This is a genomic window from Inquilinus limosus (assembly GCF_051487185.1).
Classification (GTDB): Bacteria; Pseudomonadota; Alphaproteobacteria; order DSM-16000; family Inquilinaceae; genus Inquilinus; species Inquilinus limosus_F.
The window spans coordinates 18935-43564 of record NZ_JAHVDK010000029.1; the positions used below are offsets into that span (position 1 = coordinate 18935).

The 24630-nt window shown below is 70.2% G+C and carries 27 protein-coding genes and 1 tRNA gene; 9 read left to right on the plus strand and 19 right to left on the minus strand.

From position 1 onward, the window contains the following. Positions 1-11: 11 nt before the first annotated feature. From miaB to KXR53_RS27575, 4 genes are all read right to left on the minus strand, one after another. On the minus strand, positions 12-1394 hold the full coding sequence (miaB, locus tag KXR53_RS27560; RefSeq protein WP_437378511.1) for a tRNA (N6-isopentenyl adenosine(37)-C2)-methylthiotransferase MiaB: 1383 nt from the start codon (positions 1392-1394) through the stop codon (positions 12-14). 77 nt (positions 1395-1471) lie between these two features. Further along, the gene (locus KXR53_RS27565; RefSeq protein ID WP_437378512.1) at positions 1472-2314 is read right to left on the minus strand and encodes a lysophospholipid acyltransferase family protein; all 843 of its coding nucleotides are present in this window, start codon (positions 2312-2314) and stop codon (positions 1472-1474) included. Between the two features lie 8 nt (positions 2315-2322). Next, positions 2323-3159, minus strand: coding sequence for a GNAT family N-acetyltransferase (locus KXR53_RS27570; protein WP_437378513.1), 837 nt, complete (start codon positions 3157-3159; stop codon positions 2323-2325). Positions 3160-3351: 192 nt separating this feature from the next. Next, a complete protein-coding gene (locus KXR53_RS27575; protein ID WP_437378514.1) occupies positions 3352-3762 on the minus strand; it encodes a MucR family transcriptional regulator in 411 nt (136 codons plus the stop codon). An 89-nt stretch (positions 3763-3851) separates the two neighbouring features. On the opposite strand from KXR53_RS27575, the gene KXR53_RS27580 reads away from it, so the two are divergent. Both KXR53_RS27580 and KXR53_RS27585 read left to right on the plus strand, forming a co-directional pair. After that, on the plus strand, positions 3852-4106 hold the full coding sequence (locus KXR53_RS27580) for a sulfurtransferase TusA family protein (protein ID WP_437378515.1): 255 nt from the start codon (positions 3852-3854) through the stop codon (positions 4104-4106). A 73-nt stretch (positions 4107-4179) separates the two neighbouring features. Then, positions 4180-4725 (plus strand): YciI family protein, encoded by a 546-nt coding sequence (locus KXR53_RS27585; RefSeq protein ID WP_437378516.1) that lies wholly within the window; start codon positions 4180-4182, stop codon positions 4723-4725. 151 nt (positions 4726-4876) lie between these two features. Here KXR53_RS27585 and KXR53_RS27590 read toward each other — a convergent pair whose 3' ends face one another. The 6 genes from KXR53_RS27590 to KXR53_RS27615 all read right to left on the minus strand — a co-directional run bounded on the left by KXR53_RS27590 (position 4877) and on the right by KXR53_RS27615 (position 9848). After that, positions 4877-5077 carry a hypothetical protein gene (locus KXR53_RS27590; protein ID WP_437378517.1) on the minus strand — a complete coding sequence of 67 codons (201 nt, stop codon included), beginning with the start codon at positions 5075-5077 and terminating at the stop codon, positions 4877-4879. A 796-nt stretch (positions 5078-5873) separates the two neighbouring features. Further along, positions 5874-5950, minus strand: a tRNA-Arg gene (locus KXR53_RS27595). Between the two features lie 126 nt (positions 5951-6076). Continuing rightward, positions 6077-6853, minus strand: a complete 777-nt coding sequence (locus KXR53_RS27600) for an ABC transporter permease (RefSeq protein WP_437378518.1) — start codon at positions 6851-6853, stop codon at positions 6077-6079. Then, on the minus strand, positions 6837-7667 hold the full coding sequence (locus KXR53_RS27605; protein ID WP_437378519.1) for an ABC transporter ATP-binding protein: 831 nt from the start codon (positions 7665-7667) through the stop codon (positions 6837-6839). The genes KXR53_RS27600 and KXR53_RS27605 overlap by 17 nt, the downstream gene beginning before the upstream one ends. Before the next feature lie 7 nt (positions 7668-7674). Beyond that, positions 7675-8688, minus strand: a complete 1014-nt coding sequence (locus tag KXR53_RS27610) for an ABC transporter substrate-binding protein (protein WP_437378520.1) — start codon at positions 8686-8688, stop codon at positions 7675-7677. Positions 8689-8744: 56 nt separating this feature from the next. Next, positions 8745-9848, minus strand: coding sequence for a 4-oxalomesaconate tautomerase (locus KXR53_RS27615; RefSeq protein ID WP_437378521.1), 1104 nt, complete (start codon positions 9846-9848; stop codon positions 8745-8747). 128 nt (positions 9849-9976) lie between these two features. Here KXR53_RS27615 and KXR53_RS27620 point away from each other — a divergent pair, with 128 nt between their 5' ends. From KXR53_RS27620 to ade, 4 genes are all read left to right on the plus strand, one after another. Beyond that, positions 9977-10894 carry a LysR family transcriptional regulator gene (locus KXR53_RS27620; protein WP_437378522.1) on the plus strand — a complete coding sequence of 306 codons (918 nt, stop codon included), beginning with the start codon at positions 9977-9979 and terminating at the stop codon, positions 10892-10894. 40 nt (positions 10895-10934) lie between these two features. Beyond that, the gene (locus KXR53_RS27625) at positions 10935-11666 is read left to right on the plus strand and encodes a DUF1194 domain-containing protein (protein ID WP_437378523.1); all 732 of its coding nucleotides are present in this window, start codon (positions 10935-10937) and stop codon (positions 11664-11666) included. 57 nt (positions 11667-11723) lie between these two features. Continuing rightward, complete coding sequence (locus KXR53_RS27630) at positions 11724-12143, plus strand: OsmC family protein (protein ID WP_437378524.1); 420 nt, start codon at positions 11724-11726, stop codon at positions 12141-12143. 80 nt (positions 12144-12223) lie between these two features. Beyond that, the gene (ade, locus tag KXR53_RS27635; RefSeq protein WP_437378525.1) at positions 12224-13930 is read left to right on the plus strand and encodes an adenine deaminase; all 1707 of its coding nucleotides are present in this window, start codon (positions 12224-12226) and stop codon (positions 13928-13930) included. A 6-nt stretch (positions 13931-13936) separates the two neighbouring features. Here the strand turns inward: ade and KXR53_RS27640 are convergent, their stop codons facing one another. After that, positions 13937-14269 carry a cupin domain-containing protein gene (locus KXR53_RS27640; protein WP_437378526.1) on the minus strand — a complete coding sequence of 111 codons (333 nt, stop codon included), beginning with the start codon at positions 14267-14269 and terminating at the stop codon, positions 13937-13939. Beyond that, positions 14266-15405 (minus strand): DUF3095 domain-containing protein, encoded by a 1140-nt coding sequence (locus KXR53_RS27645; protein ID WP_437378527.1) that lies wholly within the window; start codon positions 15403-15405, stop codon positions 14266-14268. Before KXR53_RS27645 ends, KXR53_RS27640 begins: the two co-directional genes overlap by 4 nt. Positions 15406-15507: 102 nt before the next feature. On the opposite strand from KXR53_RS27645, the gene KXR53_RS27650 reads away from it, so the two are divergent. Next, positions 15508-15924, plus strand: a complete 417-nt coding sequence (locus KXR53_RS27650) for a secondary thiamine-phosphate synthase enzyme YjbQ (RefSeq protein WP_437378528.1) — start codon at positions 15508-15510, stop codon at positions 15922-15924. 19 nt (positions 15925-15943) lie between these two features. Here KXR53_RS27650 and KXR53_RS27655 read toward each other — a convergent pair whose 3' ends face one another. From KXR53_RS27655 to KXR53_RS27680, 6 genes are all read right to left on the minus strand, one after another. Next, the gene (locus KXR53_RS27655; RefSeq protein WP_437378529.1) at positions 15944-17128 is read right to left on the minus strand and encodes an aminotransferase class V-fold PLP-dependent enzyme; all 1185 of its coding nucleotides are present in this window, start codon (positions 17126-17128) and stop codon (positions 15944-15946) included. A gap of 4 nt (positions 17129-17132) precedes the next feature. After that, positions 17133-18083, minus strand: a complete 951-nt coding sequence (glk, locus tag KXR53_RS27660; RefSeq protein ID WP_437378530.1) for a glucokinase — start codon at positions 18081-18083, stop codon at positions 17133-17135. A 482-nt stretch (positions 18084-18565) separates the two neighbouring features. After that, positions 18566-19114 carry a bactofilin family protein gene (locus KXR53_RS27665; RefSeq protein WP_437378531.1) on the minus strand — a complete coding sequence of 183 codons (549 nt, stop codon included), beginning with the start codon at positions 19112-19114 and terminating at the stop codon, positions 18566-18568. A gap of 279 nt (positions 19115-19393) precedes the next feature. Then, complete coding sequence (locus KXR53_RS27670) at positions 19394-20092, minus strand: EI24 domain-containing protein (RefSeq protein ID WP_437378532.1); 699 nt, start codon at positions 20090-20092, stop codon at positions 19394-19396. A 71-nt stretch (positions 20093-20163) separates the two neighbouring features. Then, positions 20164-20601 (minus strand): GFA family protein, encoded by a 438-nt coding sequence (locus KXR53_RS27675; protein ID WP_437378533.1) that lies wholly within the window; start codon positions 20599-20601, stop codon positions 20164-20166. 89 nt (positions 20602-20690) lie between these two features. Then, the gene (locus KXR53_RS27680; RefSeq protein WP_437378534.1) at positions 20691-21401 is read right to left on the minus strand and encodes an ArsR/SmtB family transcription factor; all 711 of its coding nucleotides are present in this window, start codon (positions 21399-21401) and stop codon (positions 20691-20693) included. An 83-nt stretch (positions 21402-21484) separates the two neighbouring features. Here KXR53_RS27680 and KXR53_RS27685 point away from each other — a divergent pair, with 83 nt between their 5' ends. Further along, a complete protein-coding gene (locus KXR53_RS27685; protein WP_437378535.1) occupies positions 21485-22237 on the plus strand; it encodes a DUF6058 family natural product biosynthesis protein in 753 nt (250 codons plus the stop codon). A gap of 52 nt (positions 22238-22289) precedes the next feature. Then, positions 22290-23279: an adenosine kinase gene (locus KXR53_RS27690; RefSeq protein ID WP_437378536.1), complete on the plus strand. Its 990-nt coding sequence runs from the start codon at positions 22290-22292 to the stop codon at positions 23277-23279. A 10-nt stretch (positions 23280-23289) separates the two neighbouring features. Here the strand turns inward: KXR53_RS27690 and KXR53_RS27695 are convergent, their stop codons facing one another. Further along, positions 23290-24582 (minus strand): class I SAM-dependent RNA methyltransferase, encoded by a 1293-nt coding sequence (locus KXR53_RS27695; protein ID WP_437378537.1) that lies wholly within the window; start codon positions 24580-24582, stop codon positions 23290-23292. Positions 24583-24630: the final 48 nt, after the last annotated feature.

Genomic DNA, 24630 nt, shown 5'->3' on the forward strand with positions numbered 1-24630 from the left:
AGCGGATGCGGTCACGCGGCCTCCTCCGCTGCCGCCGGCACGACGGTGCCGGTCAGGCTCAGCGGCTTGGCTTCGGTGATATGTACCGGCTGAATCGTGCCGAGCAGCCGCGCCGGCGCGTCGAGATGGACCGATTGCATCCACGGGCTGCGGCCGTGCAGCTGGCCCGGCCGGCGGCCGCGGCGGTCCAGCAGCACCGGTACGATGCGGCCGGCCATGCGCTGGTTGAAGGCGGCCTGCTGCGCGAACAGAAGCTGCTGCAGCGCCTGCAGCCGCTCGTCCTTCACCGCCTCGGGCAGTTGGTCCTCCAAAGCCGCGGCCGGGGTGCCGGGGCGGGCGCTGTATTTGAAGCTGTAGGCCTGGGCGAAGCCCATCTCGGTGACGAGGCGCAGCGTGTCGGCGAAGTCGCGGTCCGTCTCGCCCGGGAAGCCGACGATGAAGTCGGAGGACAGCGCCAGATCCGGCCGCGCCGCGCGCAGCCGGTCGATGATGCGGCGATAGGCCTCGGCGTCGTGCTTGCGGTTCATCGCCGCCAGGATGCGGTCCGACCCGCTCTGCACCGGCAGGTGCAGGAAGGGCATCAGCTGCGGCACGTCGCGATGCGCCGCCACCAGCTCGTCGTCGACATCGCACGGATGGCTGGTGGTGTAGCGGATGCGGTCGAGGCCGTCGATCTCGGCCAAAGCACGGATCAGCCGGCCCAGGCCCCAAACGGTCCCGTCCGGCCCGTCGCCGTGGAAGGCGTTGACGTTCTGGCCCAGCAGCGTGATCTCGCGGACGCCCTGGCCGACCAGGCGGCGCGCCTCGGCCAGGATGCCGGCGACGTCGCGGGAATATTCGGCGCCGCGGGTGTAGGGCACGACGCAGAAGGTGCAGAACTTGTCGCAGCCCTCCTGCACCGACAGGAAGGCCGAGGCGCCCTGGAGTCCGGCTTCGGCCGGCAGGTGGTCGAACTTGCTCTCGACCGGGAAGTCGGTATTGACCAGCGGCCGTCCGGCCCGGCGATGGGCGCGGGCCACCATCTCCGGCAGCTGATGATAGGTCTGGGGCCCGAACACCATGTCGACCCAGGGGGCGCGATGCGCGATCTCCTCGCCCTCGGCCTGGGCGACGCAGCCGGCCACGGCGACGATCATCGGCTCGTCCCCGGTCTTCGCCTCCTTCAGCGGGCGCAGCCGGCCGAGGTCGGAGAACACCTTCTCCGTCGCCTTCTCGCGGATGTGGCAGGTGTTGAGGATGACCATGTCGGCCTCCTCCGGCCTGTCGGCCATGGTGTAGCCGAGCGGCGCCAGGATATCCGCCATCCGACCGCTGTCGTAGACGTTCATCTGGCAGCCCCAGGTCTTGATGAACAGCTTCTTAACCCGATGCGGGTTGGTGGCGGCTGTGGTCACGCGCGCGGGTCCGGTCCGGATCTCGATGGAGTTGCGATGATAGATCACGGCGCGCTCGTCGGAAATCAAGCCTTCGGTCATGCGGCGTGGCGCTGATCGGGTATGCTCTGGCCTGCCGGCTCCGGCAGCCGGCCGGCATTGGCGTCGGACACGCCGGCGGCGATGGCCCGCCAGCAATGATCCGCCAGCGCCTTGCGCGACCGGACATCCTCCAGCGTCACCGGCGGATGGAAGATCACGGTGATCGTCAGGCGGCCCTGCTTCACCACGTTCCACAGATGCGGCGCCAGGTCCATGTCGCCGTACCAGGCGTAGATCGGCCGCAGCCGGCGCCCCAGCGGGATGCCGTCGAGCGCGGTGCAGGCCAGCGACACCGGCTGCACCGTCAGCGGTTTGCCGTCGATGCGGAGCCCGGCGGCGGCGAACAGCGCGCTCTTGAACGGCAGGGTGCGGTTGCCGTCGCTCGAGGTGCCTTCCGGGAACAGCACCAGGTTGTCGCCGGCCTCGAGCCGCGCCTGCAGGCTGTCGCGCTGGGCGTCGGCCGATCCCCGCTTGCTGCGGTCGACGAAGACGGTGCGCTGCAACCGCGCCAGGGCGCCGAAGAACGGCCAGGTGCCGACCTCGGTCTTGGCGACGAAGCTGCCGGGGATCAGCGACCCCAGCACCTCGATGTCGAGATAGGAGAGGTGGTTGGAGACGAACAGCGTCGGCGCCGCGGTCGACATGGTGCCCCGGGTCTCGACGTCGAGGCCGAGAATGCGGCAGCAGGTCCGGTGGTAGAACACAGGCAGGCTGGTCTGCAGCGGCCAGCCGAAGCGCACGGCCAGTGCCTGCACCGGCATCAGCATGACGGTCCAGGGCACATAGAGGGCGAGCCGCTTCAGCGCCCGGAGCTTCGATCCGAGACGGGTGCCCGCCATCGCGCCGGTCAGTCCTTGCGGAAGGCCAGGACCGGCCCCTGGTCGCGCCTGCGCTCGTAGTGCTTGAAATACTTCTCGGTCACCAGGTCGGTCTTGACCACGATGGCGACGTCAGTGGTGCCGAACTGCTCGTCGATCACCGCGCCGTCGCCGACATGGCCGCCGAGGCGGAGATAGCCCTTGATCAGCGGCGGCAGCGCCGCGATCGCCACGCGCTGGTCGATCTCGGCCAGCGGCAGGCGGCGCATGTCGGTGTAGCGCTCCGGCAAGGCGACAGGCCGCAGCGCCGGCGGCGCCAGGTGATAATGGTAGAGATAGGACAGCGGCAGCCGCAGCGCGTCCGGGTCGGTCCCGGGCAGGCTGGCGCAGCCGAACATGATCTCGATGTCGTGCTGGAAGACGTAGGCGGCGATGCCGCGCCACAGCAGTTGCATGGTCTGGCCGGACCGGTAGGGCCCGCCGACGCAGGACCGTCCCAGCTCCAGGATCTGGCCGGGATGGGCCTCGATCTTGGCGATGCCGTATTCGCTGGTGGAGTAGAAGGCGCCGATGCGGGCCGCGGCCTCGCGCCGGATCAGGCGGTAGGTGCCGACCACGCCCTCGATGCCCTTGCCGCGCGCATGGTCAATCACCAGCAGGTGGTCGGCCACCTCGTCATAAGCGTCGAAGTCGCGGCGGGCGGCCGCCATCTCGGCGGTGGGGCGGGCCGCCATCTCCTCATAGAAGACGGCGTAGCGCAGCTCCTGGGCCGCCCAGATCTCCTCCTCCGTCTCCGCCAGCCGGACCTCGAGATTGCCCGCACGCAGGCTGAATCCGTGGTCATCGACGAAGGTTGTGACTGCCATGCTGCGTCCGTCCGCTCCGATTCTCCCGAGGCGCCCGCGGCGATTCTGCGTCACCGCACAAAGCGCTCGCCCAATTATAAAGCAGAACGGTTACAAATGTGCGCTGATTTCGCGGACAAGGGCGCCGTGCCCCGGTCAGGGCCGAAAATCGGGCGGTCCGTCGGGCGACGGACCGCCGCGATTCGGGCCGGATCAGTCCCGCCGGGCGCGGGTGCCGAGGCCGATCTGCTTGGCCAGCTTGCTGCGCTGCTTGGCGTAGTTCGGCGCCACCATCGGGTAGTCGGCCGGCAGGCCCCAACGCTCGCGATACTCGTCGGGCGTCATGTTGTAGGCCGTCTTCAGATGCCGCTTCAGCATCTTCAGCTGCTTGCCGTCCTCGAGACAGATGATGTAGTCCGGCGTGACCGACTTCTTGATCGGAACCGCCGGCTGCGGCTTTTCCGCCACCGGCGCCGGTTCAGTTCCGAGACCGTTCAGCGCGCGATAGACTTGCTCGATCAAGCCCGGCAGGTCGGAGATCGCAACGGTATTGTTTCCTACATGTGCCGCGACGATTTGAGTCGTAAGGTTCATCAAATCGTTGGACGGCGTTTCATTGCTCATGTTCACACTCCCGCGGCACGATTGTTGGGTATATAAGTCGCCCACTATTGGACTGCAACACGAATCGACATGAAATCCGAGAAAGTGTCATGAGCAACCAGCCGACGGTCCGGACTCTCGATGTAACGGCGGAAGTCTGCCCTTTCACTTTCGTCAAAACCAAGCTGCTGCTGGAAGATATGGAGCCCGGGGAAGTGGCGGAAATACGGCTGAATGCCGGCGAGCCACTGATCAATGTTCCTCGCTCGGCGACGGAAAGCGGACATCGCGTGCTGTCGATCGAGCCCGAGGATGAAGGCCAGACGCGCTGGCGCGTGCGGATCGAGCGCGGCCCGAAGGGCTGATTGCGGACGTTGTCGAATCCGGGCGGCGCCGGACGACAAGGGGCATTCACGGCGCAAACAGAAGGAAACCGTCATGCGCTATGCCTGCCTAATCTACTACGATCCGCAGCGGCTGTTCGGTGGCAGCCCCGAGGCCAATGCGGCGCTCGAACAGTGCTCCACCCATGACGAGACGCTGAAGGCCAGCGGCCATTTCGTGGCAGGCGAGGCGCTGGAGCTGCCGGACGGCGCCCGCACCGTGAAGGTGCGCGAGGGCAAGATGGCAGCCGTCGACGGCCCCTTCATGGAGACCAAGGAGATCCTGGGCGGTTTCGTCGTGATCGAGGCGCGGGACATCGATGAGGCGGCCGAGGTCGCGGCCGGGCACCCCCTGGCCAGGATCGGCTTCGTCGAGGTGCGCCCGCTGGTCGATTTCAGCACGCCGCCGCCGGATTCAGTCAGACTTAGCCGCTTTCCGGGCGCGGCCGCCCCGCGCCGCGCCCGGAGGCCTGCGTCAACGACCCGGCCTCGCGCATCATCACCAGCCGCTCCCGCGCGATCAGATGCGGCGGCACGGCGCGGCAGAGAGCCCGGCCCGGACGTGGAGGGGATGGATCCGGGCCGGGCCGAGCGCACCTAGCGGAGACGATGAGCGCTCGGCGCATACTGCAATATGAATTTGGGTGACCCTGGAAGGGGTGGCGATGCCCCCGTCCCGAATCGCGGGGCTGTGCAGCTGGAGCTGAAGAGCCCGCCTGAGCGCGAGCCGGATTGGGGCTTCGCTGCGGGCTTTAGGGCGAACTGGTCTGGGCCGCCTCGAACATCGCTCGATATATCTTCCAGGCGACATCCATACTGACCGGCCCCGCCTTGCTCCCAGCGGCGATCATCTTGTCGGTGGGCTTCGAGGGCAACAACCGCCGCTCTGCTGGCTTGCCCGCTTCCGCCACGGGCACCTCGCTATACTGCAACTCATAAGCGACCGTAATCATAGTCGTTTCTCTGAGTGAATATCTATGTATGCGCCTGGATAACCATATTTCCTAAAAAGTGAAATGAATTCGGCACAATGATCAGCACACGCATGCGCGGCAGGGGCACTGTCGTGCGTGGCTCAGCGGCAACGGAAAGGGGGTTCGGTGCGGGTGTCGGCACAGATGCAAGGGCGTGTGGAGCCCGACCCGGAACGTGGTGGGGACGGAACCGGGTCGGGCCTGAGCGCTGCTGTTGGCCAAGGCGCTCGGGGCACAATACGCGTTCAATCGTAAGTAGAAGAACAGGGGCGTCTGCACCCCTATTTGGAGCACACGAGGCTGTGACGCCGGTAACAGGAGGCCCCTGCCTTGGCGGGGCCGAGTGAGAGAGAGCACTGCGGATAATTCCCGCAGTGCTCAATGGGCTGTCGGGCTGGTGCGTTCCGGTCGGGCTGGTCGGCTGATCGAGCGGTGCGAACTCAGCCCGGCCCCGGGGCAGTAGCGGAGGAGAAACCCGCCCCGGGCCGGACGAGCGCCGCTGTCTGCCCACGTGAGCGCCTGGTGCATTAGATCCCACGGGAGATGGCCGGCAAAGGGGGGCGGATCCCCCTAAGGCAGGACCATCTCGGGCCAGCCGAGAAGGCAGTCTGCCTCGAATTTCGCCCGGATGATCAATTCCTCGCGGTTGCGAGCCTCAGTAGGGCGCGGCTCGCAGGCGCGATGTTCGCCGGCCTCCGCTGCTGCACGCGGCAGGAAATTGCTCCCACAGCCGCACGGCGCGTTGCGAGTCGATCAGCCAAGTGATTGAAAAGAATGGCGCACTCGACAGGATTCGAACCTGTGACCTTCGCCTCCGGAGGGCGACGCTCTATCCAGCTGAGCTACGAGTGCAGCCTTGGACTCGGGGCCGAAGGGCCCGGAGCGGCGCGGACCATACTGCAAAGCGGCGGCGATGCAAAGCCCGGATTCGTTCGGCTCCCCTCCGCCGGATGAGAGGAGCCGCAAAGTGCCGGATCCTCAGGTCGTGGCCTCCGCCTCCTGGTTCGGGCGCCAGGTGATCAGCCGCTTCTCGGTCCAGTCGAGGACGCGGTCGAGCAGCAGCACGAAGACGGAGAGGACGACGATGCCGGCGAACACCCCGGTCGCGTCGAACACGCCCTCGGCCTGCGCGATCAGATGGCCCAGCCCGGCGGAGGAGCCGAGATACTCGCCGATGATCGCCCCGACCACGGCGAAGCCGACCGAAGTGCGCAGCGAGGACAGGATCCAGCTCGCCGCCGTTGGCAGGTAGACGTGGCGCAGCAGCTGGCCGCGGCCGGCGCCGAGGATCCGGGCGTTGTTCAGCACCGCGCGGTTGACCTCGCGCACGCCCTGATAGGCGTTGAAGAAGGTGATGAAGAACACCAGCGTCACCGCCAGCGCCACCTTCGACCACAGGCCGAGCCCGAACCACAGCACGAAGAGCGGCGCCAGCACCACTCGCGGCACCGAGTTCAGCACCTTGATGAACGGGTCGAGGATGGTCGCCAGCCGGGGGCTCAGCCCCAGGGTGATGCCGAGCGCGATGCCCAGCGCCGTGCCGATCAGATAGCCCAGAACGGTCTCGGTCAGAGTGATCGAGACATGGCGCAGGAAACCGGCATCGGACACCCATTCGGCGATCTTGGCGCCGATCGCCGAGGGCGCCGGGAAGAAGAAGACGTCGAGAAGCCCGGTGCGGGTCGCGGCCTCCCAGGCGCCGAGCAGGACGGCCAGGATGGCCAGCTGAATCAGCCGGTCAGCGGGTCTGGGCATAGCTCTTCTCCACTTCGCCCTTCAGGCAGGTCCAGATCTGCCGGTAGAGGTCGAGGAACCGGGGCTCCAGCTTGATCTCGGCGACGTTGCGCGGCCGCTTCAGCGGGATGTCGAAGGTGCCGACCAGCCGGCTCGACGGGCCGGCCGACAGCACCGCCACCCGATCGCCCAGCGCGATCGCTTCCTCCAGGTCGTGGGTGATCAGCACCACCGCGCGCCGCCGCTCCTGCCACAGCCGCAGCAGCTCGGTCTGCATCAGATGGCGGGTGTGGATGTCGAGCGCCGAGAACGGCTCGTCCATCAGGATCACGTCGGGCTCATAGATCAGGGCCTGCGCCAGCTGCACGCGCTTCTTCTGTCCGCCGGACAGCTGGTGGGGATAGCGCTGCTCGAAGCCGGCCAGCCCGACCTTGGCCAGCCAGTCCCGCGCCCGGGCCCGTGCCTCGGCACGGTCGCCGCCGCGCAGCACCGGGCCCAGCTCGACATTCTCCAGCGCCGTCTTCCACGGCATCAGCGCGTCCTGCTGGAACAGGTAGCCGATGCGCCGGTCGATGCCGCGGACCGGCTCGCCCTGGATGGTGATCGTGCCGGCGGCCGGGGTCAAAAGCCCGGCCACGGCGTTCAGCACCGTCGACTTGCCGCAGCCGGTCGGGCCGACGATGGCCAGGAACTCGCCGTCCGCGACCTCCAGCGACAGGTCCTCGACCGCGGTGAAGCGGCCGAAGGCCATGGTCAGGCGGTCGATCCGCACCGCCGCGGCGCCGCGGTCGGGCTCGGAGATGGGCCCGATCCGGGCCAGGGTCTGCACGCTCATCGCTCCCTCACTGCGTGTACTGGGCCAGCGCCTTGTCGACGAAGGCGTTGGTGTAGGTCTTCGACAGGTCGATCGGGGCCGCCTGCACCGCCTCGTTGAACTGGCGCAGCACGCGCAGCGGCGTCTCCAGGGTCGCCGGGTCGAACCGGCCGTCGGGCGAGAACAGCGTCCTGGCATGGGCGATCGCGGCGACGTAGCTGGCGCGGTCGCCGACCACGTAGTCGCTCGGCACCTTGTCGTAGATCTCCTCGGGCGAATGGGCGGCCATCCAGCGCAGCGTCCGCACCGTCGCGTTCACCACCTTCTGGACGGTCTCGGGGTGCTGCTCCAGGAACTGCCGCGTGGTGTAGAGGGCGGAGGTCGGGTAGATGCCGCCATAGACCGTCTCGGCCCCGGCATCGGTGCGCGAGTCGATGACGATGCGCCCGGCGCCGCGTGCCTCGATCAGCGTCGCCGCCGGGTCGTAATTGACCAGGAGGTCGACCGTGCCGCGTTCCAGCGCCGCAACCGCCGAGGCGCCGGAGCCGACGCCGATGATGCTGACGTCGCCGGCGCTGAGGCCGTGATGGTCGAGATAGTAGCGGACGAAGAAGTCGGAGGAGGAGCCGGGGGCAGTGATGCCGATCTTCGCCCCTTTGATCGTCTCCGGCTTCGCCGGGTCGAACGTGGCCTCCTTCCCGGCCGCCAGCACCAGGCCGGAGTTGCGGGCCAGCAGCACGACCGCGACGACATCCTTGTTCTGCGCCTGCATCTGGATCGTGTGGTCGTAGAAGCCGACGGCGATGTCGGTCGATCCGGCGACCAGCGCCTGCAGCACCTTCGACCCGCCCGAGCTGAAGTTCTCGGTGGTGACGTCGAGGCCCTCCGCCTCATAGAAGCCGAGGCTGCGGGTCAGCGGGAACGGCAGGTTGTTCATGTTGAACGACCCGACGCTGATGCGGACTTCCTCCGCCGGGGCCGGGCCGTGCAGGGTGGCCGCGGCCAGAAGGCCGGCGACGGCCGCGAAAAGCGCTCGTCTCATCTCATCCTCCCTATGGTCGCCGGTCCCGGATCGGGGCCGGTTTGGATTTGATCGTATCAGGCGATGGCGGTCAGGCGCGGCGTCTCGGCCAGCACCGATCTCAGGACGCAGACATGCCCCTCGAACAGCCGCCGCGCGGTGCGGATGACCGAGGCGCGGGGGCGTTGTGGCGCGTCGCCCTCGGAGAGGGCGACCGACAGCCGGCCCGACGGGTGCTCGATCTCGATCGAGACCGGGAGGCGCGCCGGCCGGGCGATCTCCGCCGCGACGGTGCCTTCGATGGCGCAGGCGGTGGCGATGCCGACGCCGCCGGTCGCGGCCAGGGCGGTATGGCAGCTCGCCGGCATGAAGTAGCGGGCGGTCAGCGCCCCGCCGCGCCGGGGCGGCGACAGCAGGACCGGCTTCGGCACCACCCGTCCGGCGACGTCGCCGAGGCCCATGCGCCGCCCGGCCTCGCGCCGGATCGCCTCCAGCCGCTGCAGCAGCTCCCGGTCGGCGTCCAGGGCGGCCGGCGATTCGTCCCCCGCCCTGCCCAGGGCGGCCGCCTCGATCAGCACCAGCGGCATCGCCATGTCGATGCAGGTGACGCGGACGCCGTCGATCTCCTCGGCATGCCGGCCGGTCGGGAACAGCCGGCCGGTCAGGGCGCCGGCCGCGTCCAGGAAGGTCAGCCGGATCGGCGCCGCGGTGCCGGGCACCCCGTCGATCCGGGTGTCGCCGTCATAGGCCGGGACACCGCGCGGCGTCTCCACGCTGGCCTCGATCAGCGTGCCGGTGTTGACGTTGTGGATGCGGACCGCGGTCCGGCCCGGCTGCGCCGGGACCAGCCCGGCCTCGATGGCGAAGGGGGCGACGCCGGCCAGCATGTTGCCGCAGTTCGGCCCGGTATCGACCTGGGCCTCGCGCACCTTCACCTGGGCGAACAGGTAGTCGACATCGGCGCCCGGCCGGGTCGGCCGGCCGATGATCGCGACCTTGCTGGTCAGGGGATGGCCGCCGCCGATGCCGTCGATCTCCAGCGGATGGCCGGCGCCCATGACATGGATCAAGAGGCGGTCGCGCGCCTGCGGGTCGGCCGGCAGGTCGCTGGCCAGGAAGAACGGCCCGCGGGAGGTGCCGCCGCGCATCAGAACGCAGGGGATGCGCCAGTAGTCGCTCATGATCCGCATCGCTCCGAAGAGGCGGCCGGCGCGCAGAACTTGCATCAGTCGGCCGATCTGATGCGATACTGCGATCAATCAATCGATCGGTGAATTGCAAAGATCGGCGCAATTGATGCGGAAATGAGATGAATCTCGATCTCCAGGACCTGCGCGCCTTCATGGCGATCGCCGATATGGGCAGCTTCAACAAGGCGGCCGACGCGCTGCACCTGTCGCAATCCGCGCTCAGCCGGCGGCTGCAGAAGCTGGAGGAGATGCTGGGCGTGCCGCTGCTCGAGCGGACCACCCGCCACGTGGCGTTGACCGCGGTCGGCCGCGAATTCCTGCCGAACGCCCGGCGCCTGCTGGACGAGTTCGAATCCTCGGTGCTGCGCATCCGCGACATCGGCGAACGCCAGTCCGGCCTGGTGACGATCGCCTGCATCCCGACCGCGGCCTTCTACTTCCTGCCGTCGGTGATCCGGCGCTTCAACGGCGAGTTCCCGAAGATCCGGTTCCGCATCATCGACCACGGCGCCAATGAGGGGCTGGAGAGCGTGGCGCGGGGTGAGGTCGAGTTCGGCATCAGCATGCTCGGCTCGACCCATCCCGATATCGAGTTCCAGCCGCTGGCCGACGACCCCTTCGTCCTCGCCTGCCGGCGCGACCACGACCTGGCCCGGCGCGAGACGGTGACCTGGGCGGATCTCGCGCCCTACCGCCTGATCACGGTGGGGCGCAGCAGCGGCAACCGGATGATCATCGACGCCGCGCTGGGCAAGGCCGGGCAGCGCCTCGACTGGTTCTACGAGGTGATGCATCTCTCGACCTCGCTCGGTCTGGTCGAAGCGGGGCTCGGCATCTCCGTGCTGCCGCGCCTGGCGACTCCGGCGGAGGACCACCCGCTGCTGATCCGCCGCCCGATCGTGGGGCCGGAGATCCATCGCACTATCGGCATCATCCGCCGCCGCGGCTCGCAGCTGGCGCCGGCGGCTCAGAAATTCCACCAGATGCTGCTGGCGGCGTGGCGGGACGGAGAGGCGCCGCCCGGCCGCGCTGTTTGACAGTCGGGCGGCGAGCCGGGATGCTGGCGCGATCCTGTCCATGCGGGAGGCGCCGGTGCTGCATCGCGGTCTCGCCCTGACCCTGGCGCTGTGCGCGGCCCCGGCCGCGGCGCAGGAGGTCGACGTCGATGTCGAGCTGGTCTTCGCCACCGACGGCTCCGGCTCGATCGACGACGAGGAGCTGCGGTTGCAGCGCGAAGGCTATGCCAAGGCCCTGGCCGACCCCCGGGTGCAGCAGGCGATCCGCGGCGGCGCCACCGGCCGGATCGCGGTCGCCTTCGTCGAATGGGGCGGGGCGGAGTCGCAGCATGTCATCGTCGACTGGACCGTGATCGACGGGCCCGACAGCGCCGCCGCCTTCGGCGCAGCGCTGCTGGCGGCGCCGCGGCGCGCCGTCGGCTGGAACTCGATCAGCAACGCCATCGACCTGTCGAAGCGGCTGATCGAGGGCAACAGCCACCAGGGCCTGCGCCGCGTGATCGACGTCTCGGCCGATGCCGGGCAGCGCGGCGGGCGGCCGCTGCCCGAGGTGCGGGCCGAGGCGCTGGCCGCCGGCATCACCATCAACGGCCTCGCCGTGCTGTCGCGCGGCGGCCGTCCGGGCTGGGGCGGGGCGCTCGAGGACTTCTTCCGCGACCAGGTGATCGGCGGCCCCGGCGCCTTCGTCATCACCGCCGACGCCGATGCCCGCTTCACCGAGGCGGTCGTGCGCAAGCTGATCCTGGAGATCGCCGAACAGCCGGCGGATGCAACGGCCATGCCGCCCGGCTGACGCGCCTCCGCGCCGCTGCTAGGGTGCGGCTTCGAATCGGTTCCTGGAGCACAGCAGATGAAAGCCCGCGTCACCTGGGTCGAAGGCCGCACCTTCCTCGGCGAATCCGGCAGCGGCCACGCCGTGGTCATGGACGGCGCGCCGGAGCATGGCGGCCGCAACCTCGGCGTGCGGCCGATGGAGATGCTGCTGCTCGGCCTTGGCGGCTGCACCGCCTTCGACGTGGTGATGATCCTGGAGAAGGGACGTGAGCCGGTGACCGACTGCCGGGTCGAGGTCGAGGCCGAGCGCGCCGAGACCGACCCCAAGGTCTTCACCCGCATCCATCTGCGCTACGTCGTCTCCGGTCGCGGCCTCGACCGCACCAAGGCCGAGCGCGCCGTGGCGCTGTCGAAGGAGAAGTACTGCTCGGCCTCGATCATGCTGGGCAAGGTGGCCGAGATCACGTCGGAGATCGAGGTGGTCGAGGCGGCCTGACGCCATCGGGCGACAGCACGAAAGCCAGGCGCGACCGCCTCCGATCCTGCTACGCTACGGCCCTGGCAGGAGAGAACGGCATGGGCGGGACGGCGAAGCTCGGGAAGCGAATCGACCAGGCGCTGGGCCATGCGCCGGCGGATCTGGTGATCAAGGGCGCGCGCACCCTCGATGTGATCACCGGCGCGCTGCTGGAGGGCGATGTCGCGATCTGCGGCGACCGCATCGTCGGCACCTGCGCCGACTATTCCGGTGCGGTCGAGATCGACGGGCGCGGCAAGGTGGTGGTGCCCGGCTTCATCGACACCCATGTGCATTGCGAATCGACCCTGGTGACGCCGGCGGAATTCGACCGCTGCGTGCTGCCGCGCGGCACCACCACCGCGATCTGCGATCCGCATGAGATCTGCAACGTGCTGGGTGAGACGGGGCTGCGCTATTTCCTCGACGCCGCCCTCGGCACGGCCATGGACCTCCGGGTCCAGCTCTCCTCCTGCGTGCCGGCGACGGAGCTGGAGACCGCCGGGGCGCGGCTCGAGGCCGCCGATCTGATGCGCCACCGCGGCCACCCCAAGGTGATCGGCCTGGCCGAGTTCATGAACTTCCCCGGCCTGCTGGCCAAGGACGCGGGCGTGCTGGAGAAGCTGGCCGCCTTCCAGGACGGTCATATCGACGGCCATTCGCCGCTGCTGACCGGCAAGCCGCTCAACGCCTACCTCGCCTGCGGCATCCGCAACTGCCATGAGACGACCGGGCTGGAGGAGGCGCTGGAGAAGCTGCGCAAGGGCATGCAGATCCTGATCCGCGACGGCTCGGTCAGCAAGGACGTGCACGCGCTGGCGCCGATCATCTCGGCGGAGACATCGCCGCTGCTCGGCTTCTGCACCGACGACCGCAACCCGCTCGATATCGCCGAGGAGGGCCATCTCGACCATCTGATCCGGTCCGCGATCCGCAGCGGCGCGCCGGTCGCCCATGTCTACCGCGCCGCCACCTGGTCGGCGGCCCAGGGCTTTGGCCTGCGCGACCGCGGCCTGGTGGCCCCCGGCCGCCGCGCCGATCTGGTGCTGCTCGACGATCTCGAAAGCTGCGCCGTGTCGCAGGTGGTCAGCGCCGGCCGGATCGTCGGGCCGGGGATCTTCGAGGGCCGGACCGCGCCGGCCCCGGTCGGCCTCGGCTCGGTCCGGCTCGACCCGGTCTCGGCGGATGATTTCAACGCCCTGGCGTCCGGCCCGACCGGCCCGGTGATCGGGCTGATCCCGGGCAAGATCATCACCGCGGCGCTGACCGCGACCCTGCCCTGGCGCGACGGCTGCCGCCACCCCGACCCCGACCAGGACATCCTCAAAATTTGCGTCTTCGCCCGGCACGGGGTGAACCGCAATGTCGGCCGCGCCTTCGTCAAGGGCTTCGGCTTCCGCGGCGGCGCCCTGGCCTCCTCGGTCGGGCATGACAGCCACAACATCTGCGTGGTCGGCGACGACGACGCCGACATGGCGGTTGCGGTGAACCGGTTGATCGAGCTGCAGGGCGGCTTCGTCGCGGTGCGGAACGGGCAGGTGGCCGGCGAGATCGCGCTGCCGGTGGCCGGGTTGATGAGCCTCGCGCCCTTCGAGCGGGTGGCGGAGGATCTGCAGGCGCTGCGCCGGGCGGTGCGGGCGATGGGCTGCCCGCTGCCCGAGCCTTTCATCCAGCTGGCCTTCCTGCCGCTGCCGGTGATCCCGCACCTCAAGATCACGGACCGCGGCCTGGTGGATGTGGACCGGTTCGAGTTGATCGCGGCGTAGCCGCAGCTAATCGTGATGCAGTGCCAGCCAGACCGTCGACTGGTCCGGGTCGGTCCAGGCGACGCGGTGGCGGACATGGGCCGGGATGTGCACCCAGTCGCCAGGGCTCAGGATGCGCGGCGTCGGCTCACCCTCGAACTCCAGACCGGCCGATCCCTTCAGCAGCACCACCCATTCCGCCCGCGCCTGGTCGTACCAGAAGCCGGGCGGGCTGGCCTGGCCGGTGGAGACGATGCGCTCCAGCACGAAGCCTGCGGCCTGCAGCAGGACGGTGAACTGCTCCTCCGCCGCGTCCCGCGGCAGGGCGTCGAACAGGTTGCCGGACTGCGGGCCCGTCATAGCTTCAGCCGGGAGGCGGCCGCGGCATAGCCGCCGGCGGCGCCGTCGACGAAATGGATGTGGTCGTGGCGCAGCGGCGACGGCGTGAAGCAGGTCACGATCGCCGACTCCTGCCGGTGCAGGCCGAAGCGGGCGATGCCGGCCTGCTCCGCGGCCAGCAGCCGCGCCTCCAGCCGGTCGGCCAGTGCCGGGGTGCAGTCCAGCGTCATGCGCAGCCCGTCGTCATATTTGCGGTAATCGGCATTGGCGACCATCTCGCGCATGTAGCGCCCGGGCCGGAAGCGGCCGACCGGGATGCCGAAGCGGAACACCGCCCAGGCGGCCAGGCTGTGCAGCCCCACGATCAGCTTGCGCCACAGCAGCGGCTGGCCGGGCACACGCGACGCCCGTGCCTCGAGATCCAGCCCTGGCGGCGGCCAGGCCGGGCCTTGGCCGAGATCGATCATCGGGTGCTCGGCCTCGCTCTCGCGCCCGGTCATGCGCAGGATGTCGCCGACCAGCTCGCGGAACCCGGCCTCGCTTTCGGCCACCGCCGGGGTGGCGATCAGTGACACCACCACACCGTGCCGCGCCGGGAACTCCTGCCAGCGGCAGGACAGGCCGGTCAGGTCGGGCCGGATGCCGGGCGGCGCCGGCTGGACGGCGAAGGCGCCGGCCTTCAGCTCGCGCCCGGCCCAGGCCAGACCCCCGCCCATGAACATGGCATAGGTGACGTTCGGCGACGGCGCGTAGCGGGCGATCCGCACGTCCCAGCCGGCGGCGCGGATCGCGGTCACCGGCACCAGCCCGACCCGCAGGGTCAGGCCCAGCTCGTCGCGCACCCAGGCGGCGGTGGCGGCGAGTGCGGTGCGGGCGGTCTCGGCATCGCCGGGCGGCAGGGTGAAGGCGGCTCCGTCGCCGCCGAAGGCGAAGGGGAAGTCGCGCTGCTGGAGCGCGTTGGACACGGCGGCAATCAGCGCCGCGCCGGCGACATTGACGCTCTTGTACCGCCCGGCCCGGATCGCGGCGGTGGAGGCGACGACGTCGGACAGGCCGATCACCCAATCCTCCGGCAGCGGCCGGTACAGCGCGGTGTCGGTCAGCCGGGCGAAGCCATCGAACACCGGAACCTGCGGGTAGAACTCATCCTCGGCCATGGCGCATTCTCGCCGATCGGGCAGGGATCGGGAAGGCGCCGCGGGATCCGTCGCCCTGTTGCGGGCGTTGATCGGGGACGTCGACCGGCGGATGGTAGGCCCATGCACCAGTTCCTCCACACCCTTCAGGTGACCACCGGCGGCAAGGGGCTGGTCGAGATCACGCCACAGGTCCGGCCCTGGGTCGAGGCGCAGCGGATCGGCACCGGTCTCCTGACCGTGTTCTGCCGGCACACCTCGGCCTCGCTCCTGATCCAGGAGAACGCCGACCCGGATGTCCGGGCGGATCTGGAGGCGTTCTTCGAGCGGGTCGCACCTGAAGGCGGCCACTACATCCACGATTCCGAGGGGCCGGACGACATGCCGGCGCATATCCGCACGGCGTTGACCCAGGTGCAGCTCTCGATCCCGGTCGCCTCGGGGCGGCTCGCACTCGGCACCTGGCAGGGGATCTACCTGTTCGAGCATCGGCGCCGCCCGCATCGACGCGAGATCGTGCTGCATCTGCTGGGCGAGTAAGGCAGCCTTGGCGGCGGCCTCAGCCCGTCGCGATCGCCGCGAGGAAGCGGTCGATCTCGTCCTCGCTGTTATAATAGTGCGGCGAGGCGCGCAGCATCGCGTCCAAGCCGCGGTCCGTCATATCGAACATGGTCGAGCGGCGGCGGGTGACGCTGGTGTTGATACCGGCGGCGCGCAGCCGCTTGTGCAGCACCTCCGCCGGCTCATCCGCTTTGGTGAAGCTGACGATGGCTGAGCGCTCGGCGCCCTTGTCGCGCACGGTGACGCCGGGCAGGGCCGAGAGGCCGTCGCGCAGCCGGTCGGCCAGGGCTCGGGCGCGGTCGCGGATGGCGTCGAGGTCGAGGGCGAGGGCATAGTCGACTGCGGCGCCCATGCCGACGATGCCGACGAAGTTGCGCTCGAAATTCTCGAACCGCCGGGCGTCGGGGCGGATCACGTAGCGGTCGGACGCCACCATCTCCGCCGCGTAGAGATCGAGGAAGGGCGGGTCGATTCGCTCCAGCATCGATCGCCGGACATAGAGGAAGCCGACCGCGCGCGGCCCGCGCAGGAACTTGCGGGCGGTGGCCGACAGCATGTCGCAGCCGATCGCCTCGACGTCGACCGGCATCTGGCCGACCGCCTGACAGGCGTCGAGCAGATAGGGAATGCTATGCGCGCGTGCGATCCGGCCGATCGCCGCTGCCGGGTTCACCAGCCCGCCGTTGGTCGGGATGTGGCTGACCGCGATCAGCCGCACCGGCCCGCGATCGGCCGCCGCGACTGCCCGTTCCAGCGCTGCCACGTCGAGTTGGCCGGTGTCGTCGTCGGGCACCACCTCGACCACCGCGCCGGTCCGCCGCGCCACCTGCAGGTAGGAGATGGTGTTGGAAGCGTATTCGGCCTTGGCGGTCAGGATCCGGTCGCCCGGCCGGAACGCCAGGCCGTAGAACGCCATGTCCCAGGCCCGGGTGGCGTTCTCCATCATCGCGATCTCGTCCGGCTCGGCCCCGATCAGCCGCGCGATCGAGCGATAGGCGGCCTCCAGCCGCGGCTCGGCCTCGGCCGCGGCGGCATAGCCGCCGATCTCGGCCTCCAGCTGGAGGTGGTTGAGCATCGCGTCCAGGACCGGCTGCGGCGGCAGGGCCGAGCCGGCATTGTCGAGATGCAGCACGCGGGCGCAGCCCGGCGTGTCGGCGCGCAGCCGGTCGAGGTCGAGCGCCATGATCCTAGGTCAGGCCGAGAACCGAGCGCAGCCCGATGAAGGCCGGCAGCGGATGGGTGACCAGATAGGTCGGGATGCCGACGACGAAGCTGCGCAGCCGGCCCTTGGCCTCGAAGCGCTGCCGGAACAGCGCCTGGTCGAACAGCGGCCCCAGCTTGGGCACGATGCCGCCGGCGATGTAGACGCCGCCGCGCGACCCGAGGGTCAGCGCCAGGTTGCCGGCGATGGTGCCGAGCATCGAGGCGAACATCGACACCGCTTCGGCACAGTGCGGGTCGCCGGTCCGGGCGCCCTCGGTCACTGCCGCCGCGTCCCGCGCCGCCGGGTCGACGCCGTCGAGCTGCGACAGCGTCTCGTACAGGTTGACCAGCCCCATGCCGGACAGCACCCGCTCGGCCGAGACGTGCTGGAAGCGGTGGCGCAGCCGGTCCAGCACCGCGGCCTCGCGCTCGGTCGCCGCCGCCATGGTGACGTGCCCGCCCTCGCCGGCCAGGGCGGCCCAGCGCCCGGCGCTCGGCACCAGGCCGGAGACGCCGAGGCCGGTGCCGGGGCCGAGCACGCCGATCGGCGCCTCCGCCACCGGCGCGCCGCCGCCGATCTGGCTGCGGTCGGCCTCGTCGAGATAGGGCACGGCGAGCGCGACGGCGGTGAAGTCGTTGATCACCTCCAGCCGCTCCAGCCCCAGATCCGACTTCAGGGCCGCGATCGAGAAGGACCAGGCGGCGTTGGTCAGCTGCACCCGATCGCCGGTGACCGGGCTGGCGACGTCGATCGCCGCCTGGCGCGGAACGGCCGCGGGCCGGACCATGTTGAGATAGGCGTGGGCGGCGTCGGCCAGGGTCGGATAATCGGCCGCGTGCAGGATCTTGGTGTCGCGCGTGCCGCTGGAATCGGCCAGGGCGAAGCGGGCATTGGTGCCGCCGAGATCGGCGATGAGGGCGAGAGGCTCAGGCATGGCGGGCCGGCTGTTCGGGACCGGCCATGGTTCCCTCATGCGGCGGCCGGGGGCAAGCCCGAAGCGTCGCACCGCCGATCCCGAGTCGGGCCGTATCGCGCGGTCGGATTCGGCGCCCGCTTGTGCATTGCAGCACATATGTGGTGCTAAATGCACATATTTTAGGCACGAATGCGTTCTAAGTAGCTGTTCCACAAAGGAAATTCATTTTCCTCTTGAAATGTCCGGCGAACTCACTAAATTGTGCATTGCGACATGCAGCGCTGCTGCTGTCGTAACGCACTTCTTGGGCGTTTCCTCCCTAAACTCGGGCCGCAGTTCGCTGCGGCCCTTTTTCTTTGTGGCGGCCGGACCGGCCCCGGAGGCCGCTCGACCCCGATGCCGCCGGCGGCGGCTGCCGCTTCCGAATCGTCCGGGCCCAGACAGCGAAACGGCCGGGTCGCCCCGGCCGCTCCGTGACCTCCGATCGAGATGTGGCGGGCTCAGGCCTCGCCGCCGGCCTCGGCCTTGGCGTCGTCGAACAGCGGCGTCGGGGCCGGCTGCGGGGCGGCGGCCGGGGCCGGGATCTCGTGTCCCGCGTCACCGCCCAGGGGCTGCAGCGAACCAATCAGCTTGCCGCCGGTCTCGACCTGCAGCTCACCATATTTGATGGTGCCGGTGACGACGCCGCTGGCTCGCAGCCGCAGCAGGCCGGACACCGAGAGATCGCCCTCGAACCGGCCGGCGATGTCGCCGTCGCGGATCTCGGCCGAACCCTTGAACACGCCCTGCTCGGCGATCTCGATGGTCTGGCAGTCCTTGATCTTGGCTTCGATCCGGCCCTCGACCACCAGGTGGTCGCAGGCGGTGATCTCGCCGGCCAGCGAGATCTCGCTGCCGACGATCAGCTTGCGCGGCGATTCGCGGCCGATCGCGGCCGGCTGGTCCGCCGGGCGGCGGACGCCGCCGATCGCACCGGCCCCGGTGCCGGGCAGGTCGACCCGGCGCGGCAGCTCGGTCTTGTAGCTGGTGGCGGGTTTGGCGGTGGACATGGGCTCTCCTTGAGGCGCGCTCGGGGCGGTGGGCCGAACTACGGACGTGTCCGTGGCAGCGGAATAGCCTGGCCGCTCGGCGCCGCCATCCGATCCTCCGCCAGCGGGGTTGCGTCGACGAAACACGCGGGTGTCCCCCTGCTTGTTGTGGTTCCGGGCTCGAGGCCCCATCGGCGATGGGGCCGGGACTCTAGCATGGATGCATATCCGCGGATCAACCCGCCGCGGTCAGTCCCGTTCCGGCACAGGAGCCATTGTGATGCATTTCGGTCAAATGAATTATCCGGCCGCGCGGCCCGCGGGCATGCCGGCCGCGGCGCCGACGGTGCGATGGAAGACATGGGTCATGAAGGCGGCGCCCAGCACCGGCACCACCAGATTGACCACCGGCACCATCATGATCGCGGCCAGCACCAGCCCGGCGACGATGAAGCGGCCCTGGCGCTCGCGCCACGCCGCCCGCACCGCCGCGGGCTCGAACCGCCGCGCCGCCACCAGCTCGAAATACTCGCGGCCCAGCAGGTAGCCGTTCACCAGCCAGAATACCAGCAGGTTCACCCCCGGCACCACCAGCACGATGCCGACCGCGACCAGGTTGACCGCCACCAGGGCGAAGAAGAAGCGGGCGGCGCCCCAGATGATCTCGCCGATCCGCTGCCGCCGCGGCGGCGGCAGGGCGGGGTAGTGGTGGGCCTCCACCGCCTGGGCGACGTCGTCGAGGAACAGGCCGGCGACGAGGCCGACGATGGCGGGAAACAGCAGGATGGCGAGCGCCAGCACGGCGACACCGCCCAGCACGTCGAGCGTGGTGTCGACCCAGGACCAGTTGGCGATGTGCACATAGGACAGGCCCCAGCCGGCCAGGGCCGGCAGGGTCAGCACCAGGGCGATGGTGGCGGCGAAGCTGACCCACAGCACCCGGCGGATCGCCGGATCGGACGTCATCTGCTGCAGGGCGAGGCGGAGGGCGTTCGGCATCGGGGCTCGGCAGTTGGTGTCGCGGCCGTTCACCTGGGGCGGCGAGGGCCGCGGCGCAAGAGAGAAATCTCTTATTCGTCGTCCGCCACCGGGCCGCCTTCGCCGGCGGTGGTGCGATAGCGCGGCAGGCCGTCGGCGAGATGCACCCAGGGCAGCTTCTGGCCGACATAGACATGCCCCTGCGGCGGCAAGGCGGCGGGGTCGTCCAGCGTCGTCACCAGGAGATGCACCTCGTCCGGCCAGCGCGCGCCCTCATAGGCCAGCGGCGTGCCGCAGCGGCCGCAGAAGAAACGCACGGCGCCCGGCGAGGAGTGGAAGCTCCGCGGCGCCTCGCCGCTCCAGCTCACCTGTGCGCGTTCGAAGCCGGCATAAACGGAATAGGGGGCGCCGGTGATCCGCCGGCAGTCGTGGCAGTGGCAGCCCGCCACCCATCTCGGCGCCCCCGAAACGGCATAGCGAACGGCGCCGCAGCCGCAGCCGCCGGTGAGGGGCGTGGCAGAGCCCGGCATCGCCTCCATCCTCCCGATGCGTGCGATGGAAACGACCCCGTTCTACAGGGGCTTCGGTACGGTGTCTTTGCGGATCTTGCGGTCGGGATTCAGGTGGGCATATGGGCTGTTTCCGCCAGGATCTCCGGCCCGAAGATGCGGGCCAGGGCGGCACGGCCGGATTCGGTCAGGGCCACGGCGCGGCTGTCGCGGTCACGCCGGATCCAGCCCTGCTCCAGAAAGCGGTCGGCGATGGCGGCACCCAGCGCACCCGCCAGATGCGGCCGGCGCTCACTCCAATCCTGACATTGGCGGGTAACGGCGCGGCGCCCCTGACGCAGCCGGTCGACATCGATGTCGAGGGCGGCGAGCCAGCCCGGCGCGGCGTCGGACAGCGCGAAGCCGTGGTCATCCGACTGCAGCACGCCTTGTGCCACCAGCGCATTGGTGATCGCGACTCCGAGCCGGCCGGCGAGGTGGTCGTAGCACATGCGCCCGTCGCGCAGCGGCGCCGGCACCTTCGAGCGCGGGCCTGCGGCGGGAGGCGGCGAGGCGAGAGTCAGCATTGTCTCCAGCAGCGTCCCGATCTCCGCCCCGGCGAGGGCGTAATAGCGGTGCCGCCCGAGCCGCCGGACGGTAACCAGCCCGGCCTCGGTCAGCTTGGCCAGATGGCTTGAGGCGGTCTGCGGCGTGACCCGGGCGCGCCAGGCCAGCTCGCCGGCCGGCAGCGCCTCGCCGCCGAACAGCGCCGACAGGATCAGCGCCCGGCTGGGATCGCCGATCAGCGAGGATAAGCTCGCCAGATCAAGGCCTTCCTTCATATTTCGATGGTGATCGATTTATTGCTGCTGGTCAAGCGCCGTGGCCGGATGTCGACTGGGGCCTTCCGCAGGGAGAGCCGACCATGACCGACACCTATGCGATCCTCGACTATGTTCGCCGCCACTGCCTGCAGCCGTCCGCACTGGCGCAGGCCGCCGGGCTGGCCGAGGCCCGCCTGCGCGAGCTGATCGCAGCCCGCTACCTGCCGGGGCCGACCTATGTCCTTTCCCCGGCGCTGACTGTGCGCAGCGCGATCCGCTCCGAGGCGCTGGCGCCGCAGGCGGAGGAATGGTTCGGCGCCGCCGTGCTGCCCTGGGCCCGCCGCGCCGCGGAGTCGATGCTGCCGCTGTCCGAATTGGCGGACCGGCTGCGGCGGGATTTCGCGGCCGATTTCCGTCGGGCGCTGCTCGCCTCCGAGGGCCGGGCCTATGGCTGGACCGGGCTGTTCGACGCCGCGGGGGCGATCGACGAGGCGGCCTTCGCCCGGACGCTGGACGAGATCTGGGAGGAGAACTGGCTCGGCGGCGCCTATGCCGTCTGCCTGCGCCGTTTCGACGGTCCTCACCTGGTGACGAAGCTGGTCGAGCGCAGCCGCATCCGCGCCCTGACCGCGGAGGGGACGAAGCCGGCCCTGACCCCGGCCGAGGCGTCGGCGGTGACGGCGGCGATGGCCCGGCTCGACGCCGTGATCACGCCCTTCGCCCCGCATGAGCGGCCGAACGGCACGCCGGGGCTGTGGATCGACCGGATCGCGGCGCGCTACGGCCTGCCCCATCCGAAGAAAGCAGGCCGCGAGCCGGCGGCGTCGGTTGACTCGGGGGCGGCCGCAGCCTAGAGGGTCGGGGACCCCTTGCGGGTCGCATCCTCGGCCGCAACCAGCGAGACCCATGAGCGCCCGCTACGACGCCACCTGCATCGGCAACGCCATCGTCGATGTCATCACCAAGAATGACGACGCCTTCCTCGCCCGGCACGGCTTGGTGAAGGGGGCGATGACGCTGATCGACGCGGAGCGGGCGGAGACGCTCTACGCCGCCATGGGGCCGGGGCTCGAGGCCTCGGGCGGCTCCGCCGGCAACACCGCGGCGGGGCTGGCCTCGCTCGGCGGCAAGGCCGCCTTCATCGGCAAGGTGACGGCCGACCAGCTCGGCGCCGTCTACCGCCACGACATTCGCGCCGTCGGCGTCGATTTCGACTCGGCGCCGCTCGACCCGGCCGTTCCGGGCACGCCGCCGACCGCGCGCAGCCTGATCATCGTCACGCCGGACGCACAGCGGACGATGAACACCTATCTCGGCGCCTGCGTCGAGCTGACGCCGGACGACGTCGACGAGGCGGTGATCTCCGGCTCGCAGGTGACCTATCTCGAAGGCTATCTATGGGACCGGCCCAAGGCGAAGGAAGCCTTCATCAAGGCCGCCCAGGTCGCCCATGCCGCCGGCCGCAAGGTGTCGCTGACCCTGTCCGATAGCTTCTGCGTCGAGCGGCACCGCGACAGCTTCCTGTCGCTGATCGACAGCCATGTCGACGTGCTGTTCGCCAATGAGGCGGAGATCAAGGCGCTGTACCAGGTCGAGGATTTCGAGACCGCCGTCGCCGCGGTGCGCGGGCGCTGCGAGGTCGCGGCGATCACCCGCAGCGAGAAGGGCTCGGTGATCGTCACCGACGGCGAGAGCCATATGGTCGAGGCCGCGCCGCTGGCCCAGCTGGTCGACACCACCGGCGCCGGTGACCTCTATGCCTCCGGTTTCCTCTACGGCTTCACCCGCGGTTTCGGCCTGGCCGAATGCGGCCGCATCGGCAGCATCGCCGCCGCCGAGGTGATCAGCCATGTCGGCCCGCGGCCTCTGGTGCCGCTGCGCGACCTGATCGGCTGAGTCCGGCACCTCACCGACGGAACACCGCCACCGCCTCGAGATGCGGCGACCACAGGAACTGGTCGACCGGCGTCGCCCGCTCCAGCCGGTAGCCGCCATCGACCAGGATCCGGGCGTCGCGCGCCAGGCTGGACGGGTTGCAGGAGACCGCGACCACCACCGGCACGGCGGAGGCCGCCAGCATCTGCGCTTGATCACGGGCCCCGGCCCGCGGCGGGTCGAACACCACGGCGTCGAAGCCGCGCAGCTCCGCCGCGGTCAGCGGCTGGCGGAACAGGTCGCGGCGCTGCGCCGTGATCCGCTCGCCCCGCCCGCCGCGCCGGGCGGCAGCCGCCAGCGCCTCGACCGCCGCGGCCTCGCCGTCGATCGCCGTCACCTGGGCGCCGCGGGCCAGCGGCAGGGCGAAGGTGCCGGCGCCGCAGAACAGGTCGGCGATCCGCCTGGCCTGGCCGACGCCCTCGCGCACCAGCTTGGTCAGCGCCGCCTCGCCCTCGGCGCTGGCCTGCAGGAAGCCGCCGGGCGGCACCGCCACCGGCACGCCGTCGAAACGCACCACCCCGGGGCGGCGATGCGCCACCGGGTCGGTGAAGCCGTCGGGGCCCTGCCAGGACAGTCGCGCCAGGTCCTGGGTTGCGGCGAACGCGGCCAGCTTTTCCCGCCGCTCCAGATCCAGCCCGGTCTCGGCCACGACCACCAGGTCGATTCCGTCGTCCAGCAGGGTCACGGCGACGTCTGCGCCGGCATTCTCCGGCAGGATCGCGGCCAGCACCGCGCGCAGCGGCGGCAGCAGGGCCGTGATCTCCGGCCGCAGCACCACGCAATCGGTCAGGTCAACGATCCGGCTCGACCCCGCCTCGTTGAAGCCCAGGAACACGCCCGACCGGCCGTGCCGCGCCGCCAGGCTGGCCCGCCGGCGGCTGCGCGGCGGGGTCTCGACCAGCGCCGGCACCTCGGTCTCCAGGCCGTGGCGGGCCAGGGCGGCGACCAGCAGGCCGCGCTTCCAGTCGGTGTAGACCGGCGGCGCCAGATGCTGCACCTGGCAGCCGCCGCAGGGGCCGAAATGGGGGCAGGGCGGCTCGCGGTGATTCGGGCCGGGCTGCACCAGTTCGATGAACTCGCCGCGATAGGCTTGGCCCTCCGGGCGGCCCAGCCGGGCGCGCACCCGGTCGCCGGGCGCGGCGAAGGGCACGTAGATGCGGTGCTCCTCGACCGTGCCGATTCCGTCGCCGCCGCCGCCCAGGCGTTCGACCAAGAACTCGATCTCGCGCCGCGACCCCGGGGCCGCGGGCTTGCTCCGTCGCATCTGCCGTTTCATGGTGGCAGGCATGGCATGCGCCGCCCGGCCTTGCAA